We start from the raw sequence: 17,891 nt of genomic DNA, 5'->3' as shown, positions 1-17,891 counted from the left end.
CGCGGTCCCTCCCCGTGCCGGGGAGGAGTTACCCCCGCAGCGCGTTCGCCGCGCGCGCCTTGATCTCAATCTCGGCCATCGTCCCGCCTGTCACCCAGCTACCACCCACACAGAGCACCGGCTTGAACGCCAGCCATTCGGGGGCGCTCGCCTCGGTGATCCCGCCGGTCGGGCAGAAGTTGCACTGGTAAAACGGCGCGGCGAGAGCCTTGAGCGCCTTCAACCCGCCATTCGCCTCGGCCGGAAAGAACTTGAAGTGCGTCAGCCCCAGGTCGAGTCCGGTCATGATATCCGCCGCATTGGCGATCCCCGGCAGGAACGGAATGCCGCTCTCGATGATCGGCATAGCGAGGCGTTCGGTCAGCCCCGGCGACACGATGAACTCCGCCCCCGCATCGCGGACCTGCGCGAACTGCTGCGTGTTGACGACGGTGCCTGCGCCAACGATCGCGCCCGGCACCTTCTTCATCTCGGCGATCGCCTCCAGTGCGGCGCCGGTGCGCAACGTCACTTCCAGCACGCGCAAGCCGCCGGCGACGAGCGCCTCGGCGAGCGGACGAGCGAGCGCCGCGTCCTCGATCACCAGCACCGGGATGACGGCGCTGGTCTGCATGATGTCTGCGATAGTTGCGTTCATTGGGTATGTTCCTGTGCGAAGGCGGCCGCGGCGCCGAACAGGCCGGGCTGGGGATGGGTGATGAGCTTGACGGGCATCGCCGCCATCATGCCCTGGAAGCGACCCTTGGCGACGAAGCGCTGGTCGAAGCCCGAGCGAATCAGGCGATCCTTGATCCGGAAGCCAAGGCCGCCCGCGATCACGACTGCCTTGGCGCCCTGTGCAAGCGCGAGGTCGCCCGCGACTGCGCCAAGCGCGAGGCAGAACCGATCGAGCGCGGCAAGCGCGATCGAATCGGTACCGTCGATCGCTTCGGTCCAGATCGTTTTGTCGTCATGGCTCGGCACCGCGCGGCCCTCCAGCGCGGCAAGCGTTTCGTAGATCGCGACGATGCCGGGCCCAGCAACGACGCGCTCGGCGGATACTCGCGTGAACGTCTTTCGCAGCCGCTTCAGCAGAGCATCTTCGATCCCATCGAGTGGGGCGAAGTCCATATGCCCGCCCTCGGTCTCAAGGACCTGATAGCCGTCCTTGCGCCGCAGCAACTGCGCGACGCCGAGCCCGGTGCCGGGGCCGCAGATCGTCGTGATGCCCTCGGACGGCAGCGGCGTATCCGGCCCGCAGAGATGGATGAAGTCGCTGCTCGGCACCTGCGCAACGGCATGGCCGACCGCGCCGAAATCGTTGACGACCACCCACTGGTCGGCCTTCAAGCGCTCGGTGATCAGCGACTTGCGGATGATCCAGGGGTTGTTGGTCAGCCGGATGACGTCGTTCGCGACCGGCGAGGCGACCGCGATCGCGAGCGCGCGGGGGAGGGGGCGCCCGAGCCCCGCCTCGAACGCCTGGTACGCGGTCTGGAGCGATGCGTGGTCCGCGGTCTTTAGCGTCACCGGCTCGCCGAGCGACACGACGCGGCCGTTCTCGACCTCGGCGATCGCAAAGCGGGCGTGCGTTCCGCCGATATCTGCCGCTACGATTTCCATGTCATCCTCCGTCCGGTTTCATCATTGCCGCCACCCCCGTCATCCCAAAGCTGGGATATCAAGCTGCATAGTCCGTCCCTTTGGAGCGAGGTCCCGGCTTTCGCCGGGATGACGGAGATGTGGCCACGGCGACGGCGGTTCGTGTGACGTTCTAAAGCCCAGCCCCCGCCAGCATTGCCGACGCGCCTTTCTCGGCCTCGTCGGCAAGCCCGCGGAACATGCCGAACAGCTCACGCCCCATGCCGCTCACCGGCGGCGGTATGGCAACCATCTCGCGCGTCGCCCACACATCCGCGTCGACCAGCGCCTCGAGCGTACCGTTGACTGCATCGACCCGGATCATGTCGCCATCCCGGATCAACCCGATCGCGCCATCGAGCAACGCCTCGGGCGAGCAATGGATCGCGCACGGCACCTTGCCACTCGCTCCCGACATCCGCCCATCGGTGACCAGCGCAACCTTGAACCCGCGGTTCTGCAACACCCCCAAAGGCGGCGTCAGCTTGTGCAATTCCGGCATGCCGTTCGCACGCGGCCCCTGAAAGCGCACGACGACGACGACGTCCTTCTCCAGCTCGCCGCGCTTGAATGCCTCGATCACGTCGAGCTGATCGTCGAACACCATCGCGGGTGCCTCGACGATCCAGCGCTCGCGCTCGACCGCCGACACCTTGATGCACGCCCGGCCGATATTCCCCGCGAGAATCCGCATCCCGCCATCCGGAGAGAACGGCGTGGTCGCGGGGCGCAGGATCGTCTCGTCGCCGCTGTCCGGCGTGTCGCGCCAGCCGAGCGTATCGCCCTCGACGACCGCGGTCTTCGCGTAGGCCGACAGGTCCTCGCCACCGATCGTCATGATATCGCCGTGCAACAGCCCTTCGCCGAGCAGTTCGCGGATCACATAGGGCATGCCGCCCGCAGCCTCGAACGCGTTCACGTCCGCCGAGCCATTGGGATACACGCGCGCGATCAACGGAACCGCACAGGAGAGGCGATCGAAATCCTCCCAGTCGATGATGATCCCCGCCGCGCGAGCGATCGCCGGCACGTGGAGCAGATGGTTGGTCGAGCCGCCGGTCGCGAGCAGGCCGACCGCGGCGTTCACGATCGCCTTCTCGTCGACGCAATGCCCGAGCGGCCGATACGAATCGCCGCGCGCGCCGATCTTCGCCAGCCGGTGCACCGCCGCCCGCGTCAGTTCCTGGCGCAGCTTGGTACCCGGATTGACGAACGCCGCGCCCGGCATGTGGAGGCCCATGACCTCCATCATCATCTGGTTGGTGTTCGCCGTGCCGTAGAAGGTGCACGTGCCCTTCGAATGATACGCGCCGATCTCGGCCTCGAGCAGTTCGTCCCGCCCGACCAATCCCTCGGCGAACTTCTCGCGGACCGCCGCCTTGGCCTTGTTGGGCAAGCCGGTCGGCATCGGTCCGCCGGGGATCAGCACCATAGGCAGATGCCCGAAGCGCAGCGCGCCCATCAGCAAACCTGGCACAATCTTGTCGCAGATGCCGAGCAGCGCCGCGCCTTCGAACGTTCCGTGCGACAAGGCAATCGCGGTGCTCAGCGCGATCGTATCGCGGCTGAACAGCGACAGCTCCATGCCCGGATACCCTTGCGTCACGCCGTCGCACATCGCTGGCACGCCGCCCGCGACCTGTGCGGTCGCACCCGCTTCGCGCGCCCAGATCTTCATCAGTTCCGGGTAGCGATAATAGACCGCGTGTGCCGACAGCATGTCGTTATACGCGGTAACGATACCGATGTTCATGCCGGCATCGGCCTTCATCGCGTCGCGGTCTTCCTCGGTCCCGGCATAGGCGTGCGCGAGGTTCGCGCAGCCCAGACCTGGACGTCGGACCTGCGCCGCCGCCTCGCGCTCGATCAGTGCGAGGTAGGCGGCACGGCTTTCGCGCGAGCGCTCGATGATCCGGTCGGTCACCGCGGAGACGACGGCGTTGAGCATCGTCACGGCGCCCAGTGCACGTCGACCGGCAGCTCGACCTCGGCCAGCACGCGGCCGATCGGGTAGGACGACGACGGCCCCTGTTCGATCGCCTGCTCGAGGACCTTCTTCTTCGCGTCGCCGGTGATCATGATCATCAGCGCCTTCGACGATGCGATCGCCGCCGCCGACAACGTCACGCGTGCGAGCGGTGCCTCTGGCGGTAGCGGATCGGGCATCACGCCGAGCGCACGACGCTCCTTGGGACCACTCAGCGCCTCGTCGTAATCCGGGCCGGGGAAGATCGACGCGGTATGACCGTCGCCGCCCATGCCGAGCAGGCAGAAATCGAGCGGCCAGTGCAGGTCCTGCATCAGCGCATCCGCCGAACGACCGGCAGCCTTGTAGTCCGACATTGCCTCGGGGACGATCGGCTTCACGCGCGCGCCCTTGGGTAGGAAGATCTTCGCCAGTGCCGTCACGTTGGACATCGGATCGCCAAGCTTCACGATACGTTCGTCGCCGGGAATGATCGTGACCTTCTTCCAGTCGAGCTTCGCCTGGGCGAGCTTCTCGTACGCGGCGAACGGCGTCTTGCCGCCCGCCAGCGCGATCACCGCCGAGCCGCGCGCGTCGAGTGCGCTCTCGATGACGAACTGGATATCGCCCGCGACCGCGTTGGCGAGCTCGCCCGCGTCGTCATATTCCCACCATTCGATTTCGGTCATAAACTTGAACTCACTCAGAAAATTGCTGTCAAAAATGCCGTTCGTGCCGAGTAGGGATCGAGCGAAGTCGAGATCCCGTATCGAGGTACAATGCCACAAACGGGCCGATCCCTCGATACGCCTTCTCGACTTCGCTCGAAGGCTACTCGGGACGAACGGAAGAAACCAAACTCAGTCGTCCTGCCAAGTCACGCCGTCGCGTTCGGTCAGCGCGATCGCCGCGGACGGACCCCAGCTGCCCGAGGCATAGCTCTTGGGCTTCATCGCGTTGGCCTTCCAGCCCTCGCGGATCGCGTCGATCCAGGTCCATTGCGCCTCGACCTCGTCACGGCGGACGAACAGCGTCTGGTCGCCCTCGATCAGGTCGAGCAGCAGACGTTCATACGCGATCCGCCGACGCGAGCCTGCGAACTCGGCATCCAGGCTCAGGTTCAGCGGCACTTCGCGCAGGCGCACGCCCTCGCGATCGAGCCCCGGCTCCTTCGCCATCACCAGCAGCTGGACATACTCCTCCGGCTGCAGGCGGATGATCAGCATGTTGGGCTGCAACAACCCGCCACGACCCGCGAACATCGAGTGCGGCACCGCCTTGAACTGGATCGCGATCTCGCTCTGGCGCGTGGCCATGCGCTTGCCGGTGCGAAGGTAGAACGGCACGCCCTGCCAGCGCCAGTTATCAACATGCGCCTTGATCGCGACGAACGTCTCGGTGGTCGACGGCTTGCCCAGTTCGTCCGAGTAGCTCTTGACGATCTTCCCCTTCACCGCGCCGTCGCCGTACTGGCCGGTGACGGTAACGTGTGGCACTTCCTCGGGCTTGATCAGTCGCAACGATCGGAAAACCTTCGACTTCTCGTCGCGTACGTCGGTGCCCTCGAAGCGCGCAGGCGGCTCCATCGCGATCAGCGCGAGCAGCTGGAGCATGTGGTTGGCGACCATGTCACGCAGCGCGCCCGCGGTCTCGTAATAGCCTGCGCGCTCCTCGAGCCCGACCGTCTCGGAGATCGTGATCTGGACGTTGTCGATCCCCTGCGCATTCCACACCGGCTCGAAGAACGAGTTGCCGAAGCGCAGCGCGAGGATGTTCTGGACGGTTTCCTTGCCGAGATAATGATCGATCCGGTAGGTCCGCTCCTCAGGGAAAGCCTTCGCCACCGCATCGTTGATCTCGCGGCTCGTCTCCAGGTCGTAGCCGAGTGGCTTCTCCAGCCCGACGCGCACGGTCTCGCCAGCAAGCCCAACCTTGTGCAGCCCCTCGATCGCGGCTTCGAACAACGAGGGAGCGGTCGACAGATAGATCGCCAGACCGCCCGAGATATCGCCGATCTTGTCCGCCAGCGGCTGGAAGCTCGCCGGATCCGACAGGTCGGTCGGCTGATAGAAGATCCGGTCGAGGAACGTCCCGATCGCAGCTTCGTCCTTGCGATCCTCGGGCAGGAACTCGTCGAGCGCCTTCTTGGCGAACTTGCGGTAATCCTCGTCGTCATGCTCGTGACGCGCGGCGCCGGTGATCGTCAACTCCTCGGGCAGCAACCCGTCGGCGTGCAGGCCATAGAGCGACGGCAGCAGCATGCGCTGCGCGAGATCGCCGGTCGCGCCGAACAGGAGCAGCTTGGCTACGGGATTACGGTGCATGAAAGCTCCTGGATTTGCCGATGGGCCGGGCGGAAAACGCCGGTCCTAGAAAACGAGGCCGGCTACGGGATCGACCCCGGCCATGATGTTGAGGTTCTGGACTGCGGCACCGCCGGCACCCTTGCCCAGATTGTCGAGTGTCGCGACCAGCCGCGCATGGCCGACCGCGTCGTTGCCGCAGACCCGCAGCGTCAGTCGATCGGTGCCTGCGTTCTCCTCGATATCGACCGAGCCGATATCGCCGGAGGCAACCGAGACGAGCTTCGAGCCATCGAACGCAGCGCGCAGCACGTCTTCAATCGCCGCGAGCGTCGGGCGGCCGGGCAGGGCGTGGAGATGCAACGGCACTTCGACGACCATGCCGCGGTAGGTGTTCGCCACCGCAGGCGCGAAGATAGGCGCGTACTTGAGTTCCGCATGCTGCGTCATCTCTGCGATATGCTTGTGTGCGAGGCCTAGCGCGTAGGCGCGGAAGGCCGTCGCCGGCTCGCCATTCTCGAACGCCGCGATCATCGCCTTGCCGCCACCCGAATAACCAGAGGTCGCATTGACGCTCAGCGCGAGGTCGGCGGGGATGAGACCAGCCGCAACCAGAGGCGCGACGAGCGCAAGGAAACCAGTGGGATAGCAGCCGGGGTTGGACACGCGCATCGCGGTCGCGACTTTCTCGGCCTGGCCCGGCAACTCGGGGAAGCCATAGGTCCAGCCGGCAGCGACGCGGTGTGCGCTCGATGCGTCGATAACGCGGGTACGCGCATTGTCGATCAGCGTGACTGCTTCGCGCGACGCCTCGTCCGGCAGGCAGAGGATGACGAAATCGGCATCGTTCAGCGCCTCGCGCCGTGCCGCCGGATCCTTGCGCCGGTCCTCGGCCAGCAACGCCAGCGTGATGTCGGTCCGTCCGGCAAGCCGGTCGCGGATTTCGAGCCCGGTGGTGCCGACTGCGCCATCGATGAAGACCGTAGTCATGCCGCGTCCGTCGTCGAAAGGTCGAGCGCAGCGGCCTCGACATAGCCGACCAACCCGCTCGGGCGCGCAACGCCCCATGCGGACACGCCGGCAATCTCCAGCACTTCGAAACTGTCGCCAGGGTTGAGGTCGACCATCGTATCGCTCGCTTCGTCTCGTCCACTGCGCAACAAAGCTGTGCGCACGACGGGCCGTATCATCGGCACGGCATAGTGTGGAGCGAATACGTATTCGGCGAGGCGAATGTCGGCGATATCGCGGCGAACCGCGTGGGTACGCGGGTCGAGGTCGACCGAGCGGCCCGTCAGCGAAAAGCTCGTGCGGGCCTGGTCGTCGAACGGCTCAAGCGTGAGCGGCTGCGCGCCCGTTGGAACCAGCAGGGGCGGGGCCGTCGCCGATGAATTGCCCGAACTCTTCAAGAAAATCTGCCCCTTCGGTCGTGCGCGCGACGAAGATGTTGCGCTTGTCGCTATCGTCGCGTTGCCGGCGCAGATAGCCGAGGGCACCCAATCTGTTCAAGGCGCGCGTGACGACCGGCTTCGATACGTTCAGCGCACGGGCGAGGCCGCGCACCGTATGAGGCCCTGGTTTGAGATAAACGAGCAGAAGAAGAGCCATCTGACGATTGGTCAGATCGGGTTCACCCGAGCGGACATAATCCACCAGAGCGGTCATCCAGGTCGATAAGGTATTGGCTGCCATTGATGCCACAGCGTTGATCCGCCATCTGAATTTATGTGCACGATACCCACTGATGAGCGTCATTACGGGTTCACAACGCCGCCCGGACGTCATGTTTCCGTAGCTTTGCGATTGGTTTGCGATATGCGGAGCCAGCGCCGCGGTCGATCGCCCGGTTGATCGAAACCGCGACGTCGCCTATGTGCGCGCCTTCGCAAAAGTTCCGGGGTTTTCCGCGCAATGTTCGCCTTTCTGCTCGTCATCCACGCGATCATCGCGGCCGCCCTCGTAACGGTGATCCTAATGCAGCGCTCGGAAGGCGGCGGTCTGGGCATGGGCGGCAGCCCGTCGGGCCTGATGTCGGCCCGCGGCGCAGCCGATTTCCTGACCCGCGCGACCGGCGTCCTCGCGACGATGTTCGTGCTGTTCTCGATCCTGCTCGCGGTCCTTGCGGCGAATCACCGCACCACCACGATCGACACGTCGCTCGCCCGCACCCCGGCGGCGGCAACTGCCGTTCCGACCGCGCAGCCAAAGGGCGATGCGGCTCCGTTCGCTGGCGGCGCAGAAAACGCCGGTGTCCCCGCCGGCACCACCACGCCCGCCGACAATTCCGCGGTCCCGCTCGCCCGCTAAATACTCCATTCGCCGATAAAAGGCCCCTGCGTGATCCGCGGGGCTCTTGTCGTTCGTCCCCAACACACGCTACGAGACTCTTCCCATGGCTCGGTACATTTTCATCACCGGGGGCGTGGTTTCGTCGCTCGGTAAAGGTCTCATGGCGGCATCGCTTGCCGCTCTCCTCCAGGCACGCGGGTATACCGTCAGGATTCGGAAGTTCGATCCGTATCTTAACGTCGATCCCGGCACGATGTCGCCGTATCAGCACGGCGAGGTCTACGTCACCGACGACGGCGCCGAGACCGATCTCGACCTCGGCCATTACGAGCGCTTCACCGGTGTTCCCTCGCGCCAGTCGGACAATGTCACCTCGGGCCGCATCTATCAGCAGATCATCACGCGCGAGCGTCGCGGCGACTATCTCGGCGCGACCGTGCAGGTCATCCCGCACGTCACCGACGCGATCAAGGCATTCGCCCGCGCCGAGACCGACGGCATCGACTTCATCCTCTGCGAGATCGGCGGCACCGTCGGCGATATCGAATCGCTCCCGTTCATCGAAGCGATTCGCCAGCTCAAGAACGAGGAAGGTCGCGGCAACGCAATCAGCATCCATGTGACGTTGGTGCCGTACATCGCGGCTGCGGGTGAGCTGAAGACCAAGCCGACGCAGCATTCGGTTCGCGAACTTGCCGCGCTGGGCGTGCAGCCCGACGTGCTGGTCTGCCGCTGCGAACATCCGCTGCCGCCGTCGGAGCGCGCCAAGATCGCACTGTTCTGCAACGTCCCCGCCAGCGCGGTCATCCCCGCGCTCGACGCGAAGAGCATCTACGCGGTGCCGCTCCAGTATCACGGCGAAGGCCTCGACATCGAAGTGCTCCGTGCGTTCGGGATCGAGCCCGCCGAGGCGCCCGACCTGTCGCGCTGGACCGAGATCATGGACCGCCTGACCAATCCTCAGGGCGAGGTCACGATCGGCGTGGTCGGTAAATATGTCGGGCTCCAGGATGCATACAAGTCGCTCAATGAAGCGCTGGTCCATGGCGGCATCGCGAATCGCGTGAAGGTCAACGTTCGCTGGATCGACGCCGAGCTGTTCGAGAACGCCGAGAGCGACATCGCCGGCCAGCTTGAGCCCTGCGACGCGATCTTGGTCCCCGGCGCGTTCGGCGAGCGTGGGGCGGAGGGCAAGATCGCCTCGGTCAAGTTCGCCCGCGAGCGGAAAATCCCGTATTTCGGGATTTGCTTCGGGATGCAGATGGCCTGCGTCGAGGGCGCGCGCGACCTCGCCGGGATCCCCAATGCGTCGTCGACCGAGTTCGGCCCGACCGACGAGCCGGTGGTCGGCATGATCACCGAATGGATGGGCCGCGAAGGCCTCGAAACGCGTGCGGCCGAGGGCGACATGGGCGGCACGATGCGGCTCGGCGCCTATGACGCGAAGCTCGACGGCAACAGCGTGGTGGCATCAATCTACGGCGGCACCGAGATTTCGGAGCGCCATCGTCACCGTTACGAGGTCAACACCGGGTACAAGGAAGCGCTCGAACAGGGCGGCCTTGTCTTCTCCGGCATGTCACCCGACGGCACGCTCCCCGAGATCGTCGAACGCCCCGACCATCCCTGGTTCGTCGGCGTTCAGTTCCACCCCGAACTGAAGTCCAAGCCGTTCGACCCGCATCCGCTTTTCGCGAGCTTCATCGAAGCCGCGGTCAAGCAGAGCCGCTTGGTCTGAACCGCTACGTCATGCCGGGATTGTTCCGGCATCCACCGTTCCGCGCAATCGAGAGACGTGAGTTTGCGGCGCCGTGGACCCCGGAACGAGCCCGGGGTGACGAAGTGGTTGAATGATGCTCCACTCCCGCGGAAGCGCCACGAAGCCGCGCTTTCGGCCACCCAAGACATGCTCGCATTGAACATCCCCCGGATTAGTAGAGTTTGCGCTCGAAGTTCTGGGGGATTCAATAATGTCGCTTACGCTCGCGCTGCTGCTCGCCGGTCATGCCGTTACGCCGACGGCCGTATCGGACCCAACGCCTCCCGTGGTGAAGCCGACCTCAAGCGATTCAAAAGCCGATCCGAAAGTCGAACCCGACGTCGACCAGAACAGCGGCGACATCCTCGTCACGGCGCGGCGCCGAGCGGAGAACGTGCAGCAGGTGCCGGTCGCGATCTCGGTGACCAGCGGCAAGACGCTCGAGGCGCAGGGCATCTACAACATCAACCGGCTGACCCAGCTCCAGCCGACGCTGCAATTCTATTCGACCAACCCGCGCAACACCTTCATCAACATCCGCGGCATCGGCGCGCCGTTCGGCCTGACCAACGACGGGTTCGAGCAGGGCGTCGGCATCTACATCGACCAGGTCTATTACAACCGCATCGCATCGGCGACGCTGGACTTCGTCGATGTCGAGCGGATCGAGACGCTGCGCGGTCCGCAAGGGACGCTGTACGGCAAGAATACGACCGCCGGCGCGATCAACATCACCACGCGTCCGCCCAGCTTCGATTTCGAAGGCAAGGCCGAGATATCGCTCGGCAATTACGGCTTCAAGCAGGGCAAGGCCTCGGTGTCCGGCCCGATTACCAGCAATCTCGCCGCGCGCATCAGCGTGTCGAATACCGATCGCCGCGGCACGATCTACAACGTCGTCACGAACCAGCACGTCAATTCGCAGGACAATCTGGGCGTCCGCGGATCGCTGCTCTGGAAGCCGACCGACACCCTCAACATCACGCTGTCCGGCGACTACAATCTGCAGAACCCGATCTGCTGCGTACAGACCTATGCGCGGGTCGGTACCACCCAGCGCGCGCTCGACCGCCAATATGCCGCATTGATCGCGCGGTTCTCCGGTTACCGCCTACCCAGCACCGATCCGTTCGACCGGGTGACCGATCTCGATGCCGATATCGCCGCGCGCAACGAACATGGCGGTGCGTCGGCGCGCGTTGAATGGGACCTCGGGCCCGGCACGCTGACCTCGGTCACCGCATGGCGCTATTGGGATTGGGGCCCGAAGAACGACCGCGATTTCACCGGTCTGCCGATCTACACGAAGGTCAACAACCCGACCAAGCAGGACCAGTACACGCAGGAATTACGCTATAATTACGAGGGTAACCGCCTCAATTTCGTGCTCGGCGGGTTCGCGTTCCACCAGAAGATCCGCACCAGCGGTGTGCAGGAAACAGGCACCGCCGCCAGCGCCTGGTTGCTCGCGCCGAGCAACGCGCTGTCGAACAATCCGGCGGTGCTCAACGGCGTCGTCGCGACCAACGACATTCGACTCGACAACACGAGCCTGGCCGCATTCGGCAAGGTGAACTGGAAGCTGACCGATCGCTTCACCGTCTCGCCCGGTATCCGCGTGAATTACGACAAGAAGAGCGGTTATTACGATTCGGTCGTCGTCGGCACCGCGTCGAACGGCACCCGCCAGATCGTCAGCAACGATCCGACCAGTGCATCCTACAGGGATCCCTGGACCGCGGCGCAGCGCGGCGTACAGGCCTCGCAGTTCTTCGAGGTCCCCTACAGCGCCTGGAACCTCTCCTACGATCTCAACCTCGCGTACGAGGTCGCCCGCGATATCAACGCCTACGCAACCTATGCGAAGTCTTTCAAGACCGGCGGCGTCAACCTGAACGGCGTGCCGAGCCAGGCGAACGGCCTCCCGCAACTCGACGTCGCGGTCATCAAGCCAGAGAAGGTCGACCACTTCGAACTCGGTCTGAAGACGCAGTTCTGGGATCGTCGCGCCACGCTCAATCTCTCGGCGTTCTGGACCGAGATCAAGGACTTCCAGGCGAGCGTCATCAGCAATGTCAGTGGCAGCAACGTCCTGCGCGGCTATCTTGCCAACGCCGACAAGGTTCGCACGCGGGGCATCGAGGGCGACTTCTCGGTCCGCCCGAGCGACCGGTTCAGCGCTTACGTCAGTGGCGCCTTCACCGACGCTAAGTTCGTGAAGTTCACCAATGCACCTTGCCCGCCCGAACTCGCGGGCGGTGGTACGGGCACGCCGGTCGGCCCGGCCGGTGTTGCGGGCCAGAACAGCCCGGCCAATTGCGACGTCTCCGACAGCTGGCTGCCCGGCGTATCGAAATGGGCGTTCTCGTGGGGCGGCGAATATAATCTCCCCGCCAAGGTCTTCGGCCGCGATGGGCAGGCCTATGCCGGATACGACGCGAACTATCGCTCGAAATTTTCGTCCAACGCCTCGCGGTCGATCTACACCGACATCAACGGCTATTCGATCCAGAATTTCCGCGCAGGATTTCGTACCCAGACGTTCGATATCTTCGGCTGGGTACGCAACGCCTTCGACCAGGATTATTTCGAATCGCTGGCTGTAACACCAGGCAACACCGGACTGATCTCCGCGCAATTGGGTGACCCGCAGACGTGGGGCGGCACGATCAAGTTTTCGTTCTGAATGCGCTAAGCTCACGTTCATGTGAAAAGCGCATGATCCACACGCCGAAGCCGGATGGAGATCGAAGTTGGAAGCTCCCGATCTCTTTCCGGTCCGGCACGTATCCGAGTGGATCGGCGCTCGGCTTCCCATATTGCCGCTGTCTATTGCCGGAACGTCGCCGCGAGCGCACGCTATTGCCTGAAGTTTCAGGGGAGGCGGCATGTTCTTCGTACGACAGGGGCCGTTGTGGTTCAGGATGACGACGGGGGTCCTCGTTCTATGGGGACTCGTCGGATGCTTCATGTGCCTACAACAACTCAGGCTCGGCGCCGACGCGATGGGGCAGGCGAGCGCCTATGACCGGGCGCTCTATGCAGCATTGCCCAACTGGTATGATCCGTTGTTCGCCATCGCCGTGCTGACCGGCCTCGTCGGCGCGATCCTCTTGTTCATGCGCCGCGCCAACGCGCGTCCGTTCCTGATCGCGTCACTCGTGGCGACGATCGCGCAGTTCGGCTGGTTGTTCGCCTCGACCGACATCGTCGCGCACAAAGGCGCGAGCGAGACGCTCGGCTTGCCCTTCGTCATCATCGCGGTCGCGGCCTTCACGCTCTGGCTCGTCGGCCATGCCCGGTCGAAGGGGTGGGCAGTATGACACGCACGACACTGGGCGAGCGCGACGCCGCACGCTATTAGCGCCGCCATGTCCACGACCTATACCCTCGACACCGCGACGAGTCGCGCCAACCCGACGCCTGCGCCGCTCAAGCGGCTGACGATTCCCGCGATCCGCCGCCAGAAGGGCAAGGCGCCGCTCGTCATGCTCACCGCCTACACCGTGCGGACGGCGCAGTTGCTCGACCCGCACTGCGACATGCTGCTGGTCGGCGATAGCTTGGGACAAGTGATCTACGGACTGCCCTCGACCGTACCCGTAACGCTGGAGATGATGGCGGCGCACGGCGCGGCGGTGGTGCGCGGCAGCTATCATGCGGTGGTCGTGATCGACATGCCGTTCGGCAGCTACGAAGCGTCGCCCGAAAAGGCGTTCGAGAGCGCGGCGTTCCTGCTCAAGCAGACCGGTGCAGCCGCGGTGAAGCTCGAAGGTGGCACCGCGATGGCGCCGACCGTCAAGTTCCTGACCGAGCGCGGCATTCCGGTGATGGGCCATGTCGGCCTAACCCCACAGGCGGTCAACGTTCTCGGCGGTTACGGCGCCCGCGGTCGTACGCCCGAAGAAGCCGCCAAGATCGTCGCCGACGCGCAGAGCATTGCTGAGGCGGGCGCGTTCTCGCTGGTGATCGAAGGCGTGGTCGAGCCGATCGCGATCGAGATCACCCAAACCATCGCGTGCCCGACGATCGGCATCGGTGCGTCCGCGCAGTGCGACGGACAGGTGCTGGTGACCGAGGACATGCTCGGGATGTTCGAGCGTACCGCGAAGTTCGTGAAGCGGTTCGCCGACATCGCCGACACGATTTCCTCCGCGACGCAGACCTATGCCGACGACGTTCGGTCGCGTGCGTTTCCCGGCGCGGAGCAGGTCTACGCGCCCAAGGATTGATCCGCTTCCGTTTCGGTTCCGGCGCGGCTAAGGTCCGCGCCGCCCACCCCCTCACTATTCCCGGAGCATTCCTTGGCCCTCCCGCCGAAAACCGATCAAGCATTCCTGCGTGAGGTCGACGAAGAACTGCGACGCGATCAGCTCGCCGGGTTCTGGACGAACTGGGGCATCTGGGTCGGGGTCGCCATCGTCGCGGCACTCGCCGCACTCGCCGGTTTCCTCTACTGGCAGCATCACAATGGCGAGGCCGCTGGTGTCGAGGGCGAGCAGCTTCAGGCCGCCTACGACTCGCTCGGCGCGAATAACGCCGCAGCCGCTGCGAAGCCGCTGGCTGAACTCGCCAAGTCGAACCGCGACGGCTACCGCGCACTCGCGCTGTTCACGCAGGCCGACGTCCTCCTCCAGAAGGACGACCTCAAGGGCGCCGCGGCCAAGCTCGGCGTCATCGCGGCGGATACGTCGCTAGCAAAGCCATTCCGCGATCTCGCGCTGGTTCGCCAGACGTCGGCCGAGTTCGATACGCTGAAGCCACAAGTCGTTGTCGAGCGGCTTCGTCCGCTGGCAGTGCCCGGTGGTCCGTGGCTCGGTAGTGCGGGCGAGATGGTCGCCATCTCCTATCTCCGGATGAACCAGCGCCAGCAGGCGGGAACGCTGTTCGGCCAGATCGCGCGCGATACCGGCGTGCCCGAGACGATCCGTCAACGCGCGGTTCAGATGGCCGGCGTACTGGGTGTGGACGCTGTTGCCAGCACGGGCGCTACTGCCAGGGTGATCACCCTGGCTGCATCAAACGAGGATACCAAGGCGCAATGATGAAGACATATCGGGTGACGGTCGCCGTCGCCGCGCTCATGGCGCTGAGCGGTTGCGGGATCTTCAAGGGCAGCGTGAAGAAGACGCCGACCGTAGGCGACCGTGTGTCGATCCTCGTTTCCGAAAACGAGGTCGAGACCGACAAGACGATCGCCGACGTCCAGGTCCTGCTGCCGGCTCCCGCGGTCAACGACGCCTGGGCCCAACCCGGCGGCAACCCCGCCAAGTCGATGGGCCAGCTCGCGCTAGGCGAACAGCCCAAGCGCGCGTGGCAGGCTTCGATCAACGGTGGGTCGAACCGCGAGCGGCTCGGCGCCGCGCCGGTCGTCGCCGACAACAAGCTGTTCGTGACCGACGTCACCGCGACGATCCACGCATTCACCGCCGACACCGGCGCGCCGTTGTGGACCGCGGGTATCACCGAGGGCAAGCTCAACAAGGCTGCGCGGTTTGGCGGCGGCGTCAGCTATGACGACGGCAAACTCTACGCCACCGATGGCGTCGGCGATGTCGTCGCGATGAACGCCGCCGACGGCGCGATCCTGTGGCGCGCCAAGCCGGGTGCACCGCTCCGCGGTTCGCCGACCGTCGCCAACGGCGCGGTCTATGTCCTGACGCAGGACAACCAGGTCTTTTCGCTCAACCAAGCCGACGGCAAGGTGCAGTGGGTCCAGTCGGGTACGCTCGAAACGCAGGGCGTGTTCGGCGTCGCGGCCCCCGCCGTGAGCCAGGGCACTGTGGTCGCGGGCTTCTCGAGCGGTGAACTCAGCGCGTATCGTTACGAGAACGGCCGCATCTTGTGGCAGGACGCACTCTCGCGCACCTCTGTCACCACGTCGGTATCGAGCCTTTCGGACATCGACGCCGCGCCTGTGATCGACGGTGGTCGCGTTTACGCGGTCGGGCAGGGTGGTCGCATGGTCGCGCTTGAATTGTCGACCGGTCAGCGGCTGTGGGAGCAGAACTTCGCGGGCATCTCGACGCCGTGGATCGCGGGCGAGTGGCTGTTCGTGGTGACCGACGATGCCAAGCTCGTCTGCTTGTCGCGTTCGAATGGCAAGGCCCGCTGGATCGCCCAGCTGCCGCGCTTCCAGAACGAGAAGAAGCGTAGCAACGCGATTACGTGGTTCGGCCCGATCCTGGCCGGCAACCGTCTCGTCCTGACCAACTCGCGCGGAGAGATCAATTTCGTCTCGCCGACGGACGGTACCATGAGTTCGACGATCGAGACCAAGACGCCGTTCTCGCTGCCACCGATCGTAGCGAACTCGACGCTCTACACGCTCGACCAGAAGGGCAAGGTCACCGCGTACCGGTGACCTGGACTCCCTCTCCCCGCCAGGGAGAGGGAAGGGGCCCGCGGCGCTTGCCGTGGGAAGGGTGAGGGGAGTGAGGCTCGGATCGCGCCCCAACTGCCCCTCACCCTTCCGTCGCCTAAGGCTCCTCCCTCCCTCTCCCCGAAGGGGCGAGGGACTAGGTGACCTTTGGCGCGACACGCGCTAAGGCCCCCTCATGTCCAAACTCCCCGTGGTCGCGATCGTCGGCCGCCCAAATGTCGGCAAGTCGACTCTTTTCAACCGCCTCGTCGGCAAGAAGCTCGCGCTGGTCGACGACCGGCCCGGCGTCACGCGCGATCGCCGTGAAGGCGACGCATCGCTGATCGGGCTTGAATTCCGCATCATCGACACCGCCGGATACGAAGACCACGACGCACAGACTTTGCCCGGCCGCATGCGCCAGCAGACCGAAGCCGCGGTCGAGCAGGCGGACGTCGCGCTGTTCCTGTTCGACGCGCGCGCCGGCATCGTGCCATTGGACGAAGAGATCGCACGCTGGCTGCGCACCGCCGACGTCCCCGTCATCCTCGTCGCCAACAAGGCCGAAGGTCGCGCGGGCGAAGACGGCATCCTCGAATCATTGGCGCTCGGCTTCGGCGACCCGGTCCAGCTTTCGGCCGAGCACGGCGAAGGCCTGGGCGACCTGTTCGAAGGCCTGCTCCCACTGCTCGAAGGCAAGGAAGAGCCGCCCGAGGAACAGCCGGACAACGAATATGAAGGGCCGCTGAAGCTCGCGATCGTCGGCCGCCCGAACGCCGGCAAGTCGACGCTCGTCAACCGCATCCTTGGCGAAGACCGCATGATCACCGGCCCCGAAGCCGGCATCACCCGCGATTCGATCAGCGTCGATTACGACTGGCACCCGACCGGCGGCGAAGCGCGCAAAGTCCGCCTGATCGACACGGCAGGCATGCGCAAGCGTGCCAAGGTGCAGGACAAGCTCGAGAAGATGTCCGTCGAGGACGCGCTCCATGCGGTCGACTTCGCCGAGGTCGTCGTGCTGCTGCTTGACGCGACGCTGGGATTGGAAGCGCAGGATCTCCGCATCGCCGACAAGGTGCTGCAGGAGGGCCGCGCGCTCGTCATCGCGCTCAACAAATGGGACATCGCCGAGAGTGCGTCGTCGCTGTTCAACGGCGTCAAGCGGGCGCTTGAAGACGGCCTGAGTCAGGTCAAGGGCGTCACCGTGATGACCGTGTCGGGCGCGACCGGCAAGGGCATCGACCAGTTGCTGCAAGCGTGTTTCGACACGCGCGATGCCTGGTCGAAGCGCGTCGGCACCGGCGAACTCAACCGCTGGTTCGAGCGTGCGATCGAGGCGACCCCGCCGCCAGCGCCCGGCGGCAAGCGCATCAAGATGCGCTACGTCACGCAGGTCAAGACGCGTCCGCCCAGCTTCGTCATCTTCGGCACGCGCGTCGATCAGTTACCGGCGAGCTACGAGCGCTATCTGGTCAATTCGATGCGAAAGGACCTGGGCTTCGGCGCGGTCCCGGTGCGCCTGATGTTCCGCGCACCGAAGAATCCGTATGACGACAACGGCAGGGGCGGCGGCGGCGGCAACTAAGGCGG

General features: G+C 65.0%; 16 protein-coding genes. 8 read left to right on the top strand and 8 right to left on the bottom strand.

Annotation, left to right across the window (positions count from 1 at the left end; all coding sequences use genetic code 11):
• Positions 1 to 28 precede the first annotated feature (28 nt).
• The 8 genes from eda to IFT67_RS14135 form a co-directional block, all read right to left on the bottom strand.
• A complete protein-coding gene (eda, locus tag IFT67_RS14170; protein WP_192238868.1) occupies positions 29 to 637 on the bottom strand; it encodes a bifunctional 4-hydroxy-2-oxoglutarate aldolase/2-dehydro-3-deoxy-phosphogluconate aldolase in 609 nt (202 codons plus the stop codon).
• On the bottom strand, positions 634 to 1,602 hold the full coding sequence (glk, locus tag IFT67_RS14165) for a glucokinase (protein WP_192238867.1): 969 nt from the start codon (positions 1,600 to 1,602) through the stop codon (positions 634 to 636). The genes eda and glk overlap by 4 nt, the downstream gene beginning before the upstream one ends.
• Before the next feature lie 151 nt (positions 1,603 to 1,753).
• Positions 1,754 to 3,568: a phosphogluconate dehydratase gene (edd, locus tag IFT67_RS14160; protein WP_192238866.1), complete on the bottom strand. Its 1,815-nt coding sequence runs from the start codon at positions 3,566 to 3,568 to the stop codon at positions 1,754 to 1,756.
• Between the two features lie 2 nt (positions 3,569 to 3,570).
• On the bottom strand, positions 3,571 to 4,275 hold the full coding sequence (pgl, locus tag IFT67_RS14155; RefSeq protein ID WP_192238865.1) for a 6-phosphogluconolactonase: 705 nt from the start codon (positions 4,273 to 4,275) through the stop codon (positions 3,571 to 3,573).
• Positions 4,276 to 4,446: 171 nt separating this feature from the next.
• The gene (zwf, locus tag IFT67_RS14150) at positions 4,447 to 5,910 is read right to left on the bottom strand and encodes a glucose-6-phosphate dehydrogenase (RefSeq protein WP_192238864.1); all 1,464 of its coding nucleotides are present in this window, start codon (positions 5,908 to 5,910) and stop codon (positions 4,447 to 4,449) included.
• A 45-nt stretch (positions 5,911 to 5,955) separates the two neighbouring features.
• Positions 5,956 to 6,879, bottom strand: coding sequence for an N-acetyl-gamma-glutamyl-phosphate reductase (argC, locus tag IFT67_RS14145; protein ID WP_192238863.1), 924 nt, complete (start codon positions 6,877 to 6,879; stop codon positions 5,956 to 5,958).
• Positions 6,876 to 7,079 (bottom strand): hypothetical protein, encoded by a 204-nt coding sequence (locus tag IFT67_RS14140; RefSeq protein ID WP_244647401.1) that lies wholly within the window; start codon positions 7,077 to 7,079, stop codon positions 6,876 to 6,878. Before IFT67_RS14140 ends, argC begins: the two co-directional genes overlap by 4 nt.
• Before the next feature lie 142 nt (positions 7,080 to 7,221).
• Complete coding sequence (locus IFT67_RS14135) at positions 7,222 to 7,554, bottom strand: MarR family transcriptional regulator (protein ID WP_056050858.1); 333 nt, start codon at positions 7,552 to 7,554, stop codon at positions 7,222 to 7,224.
• A 246-nt stretch (positions 7,555 to 7,800) separates the two neighbouring features.
• Here IFT67_RS14135 and secG point away from each other — a divergent pair, with 246 nt between their 5' ends.
• From secG to der, 8 genes are all read left to right on the top strand, one after another.
• Positions 7,801 to 8,196, top strand: a complete 396-nt coding sequence (gene secG, locus IFT67_RS14130) for a preprotein translocase subunit SecG (RefSeq protein ID WP_133030593.1) — start codon at positions 7,801 to 7,803, stop codon at positions 8,194 to 8,196.
• An 85-nt stretch (positions 8,197 to 8,281) separates the two neighbouring features.
• Entirely contained in the window at positions 8,282 to 9,916 is a 1,635-nt protein-coding gene (gene pyrG / locus IFT67_RS14125; protein WP_060526950.1) for a CTP synthase, read from the top strand.
• A 232-nt stretch (positions 9,917 to 10,148) separates the two neighbouring features.
• Positions 10,149 to 12,623, top strand: coding sequence for a TonB-dependent receptor (locus IFT67_RS14120; RefSeq protein WP_192238862.1), 2,475 nt, complete (start codon positions 10,149 to 10,151; stop codon positions 12,621 to 12,623).
• Between the two features lie 283 nt (positions 12,624 to 12,906).
• The gene (locus IFT67_RS14115; protein WP_244647400.1) at positions 12,907 to 13,260 is read left to right on the top strand and encodes a hypothetical protein; all 354 of its coding nucleotides are present in this window, start codon (positions 12,907 to 12,909) and stop codon (positions 13,258 to 13,260) included.
• A 48-nt stretch (positions 13,261 to 13,308) separates the two neighbouring features.
• Positions 13,309 to 14,169 (top strand): 3-methyl-2-oxobutanoate hydroxymethyltransferase, encoded by an 861-nt coding sequence (gene panB / locus IFT67_RS14110; protein ID WP_192238861.1) that lies wholly within the window; start codon positions 13,309 to 13,311, stop codon positions 14,167 to 14,169.
• Positions 14,170 to 14,241: 72 nt separating this feature from the next.
• Entirely contained in the window at positions 14,242 to 14,982 is a 741-nt protein-coding gene (locus IFT67_RS14105) for a tetratricopeptide repeat protein (protein ID WP_192238860.1), read from the top strand.
• On the top strand, positions 14,979 to 16,301 hold the full coding sequence (locus IFT67_RS14100) for a BamB-related PQQ repeat family beta-propellar protein (protein WP_192238859.1): 1,323 nt from the start codon (positions 14,979 to 14,981) through the stop codon (positions 16,299 to 16,301). Before IFT67_RS14105 ends, IFT67_RS14100 begins: the two co-directional genes overlap by 4 nt.
• A 193-nt stretch (positions 16,302 to 16,494) precedes the next feature.
• Positions 16,495 to 17,886, top strand: a complete 1,392-nt coding sequence (der, locus tag IFT67_RS14095; RefSeq protein ID WP_107962946.1) for a ribosome biogenesis GTPase Der — start codon at positions 16,495 to 16,497, stop codon at positions 17,884 to 17,886.
• Positions 17,887 to 17,891 lie beyond the last annotated feature (5 nt).

Source organism: Sphingomonas sp. CFBP 13728 (assembly GCF_014841895.1).
Classification (GTDB): Bacteria; Pseudomonadota; Alphaproteobacteria; order Sphingomonadales; family Sphingomonadaceae; genus Sphingomonas.
Note: the sequence above shows the minus strand (reverse complement) of the source record. Positions and strands in the feature narration are given on the sequence as shown.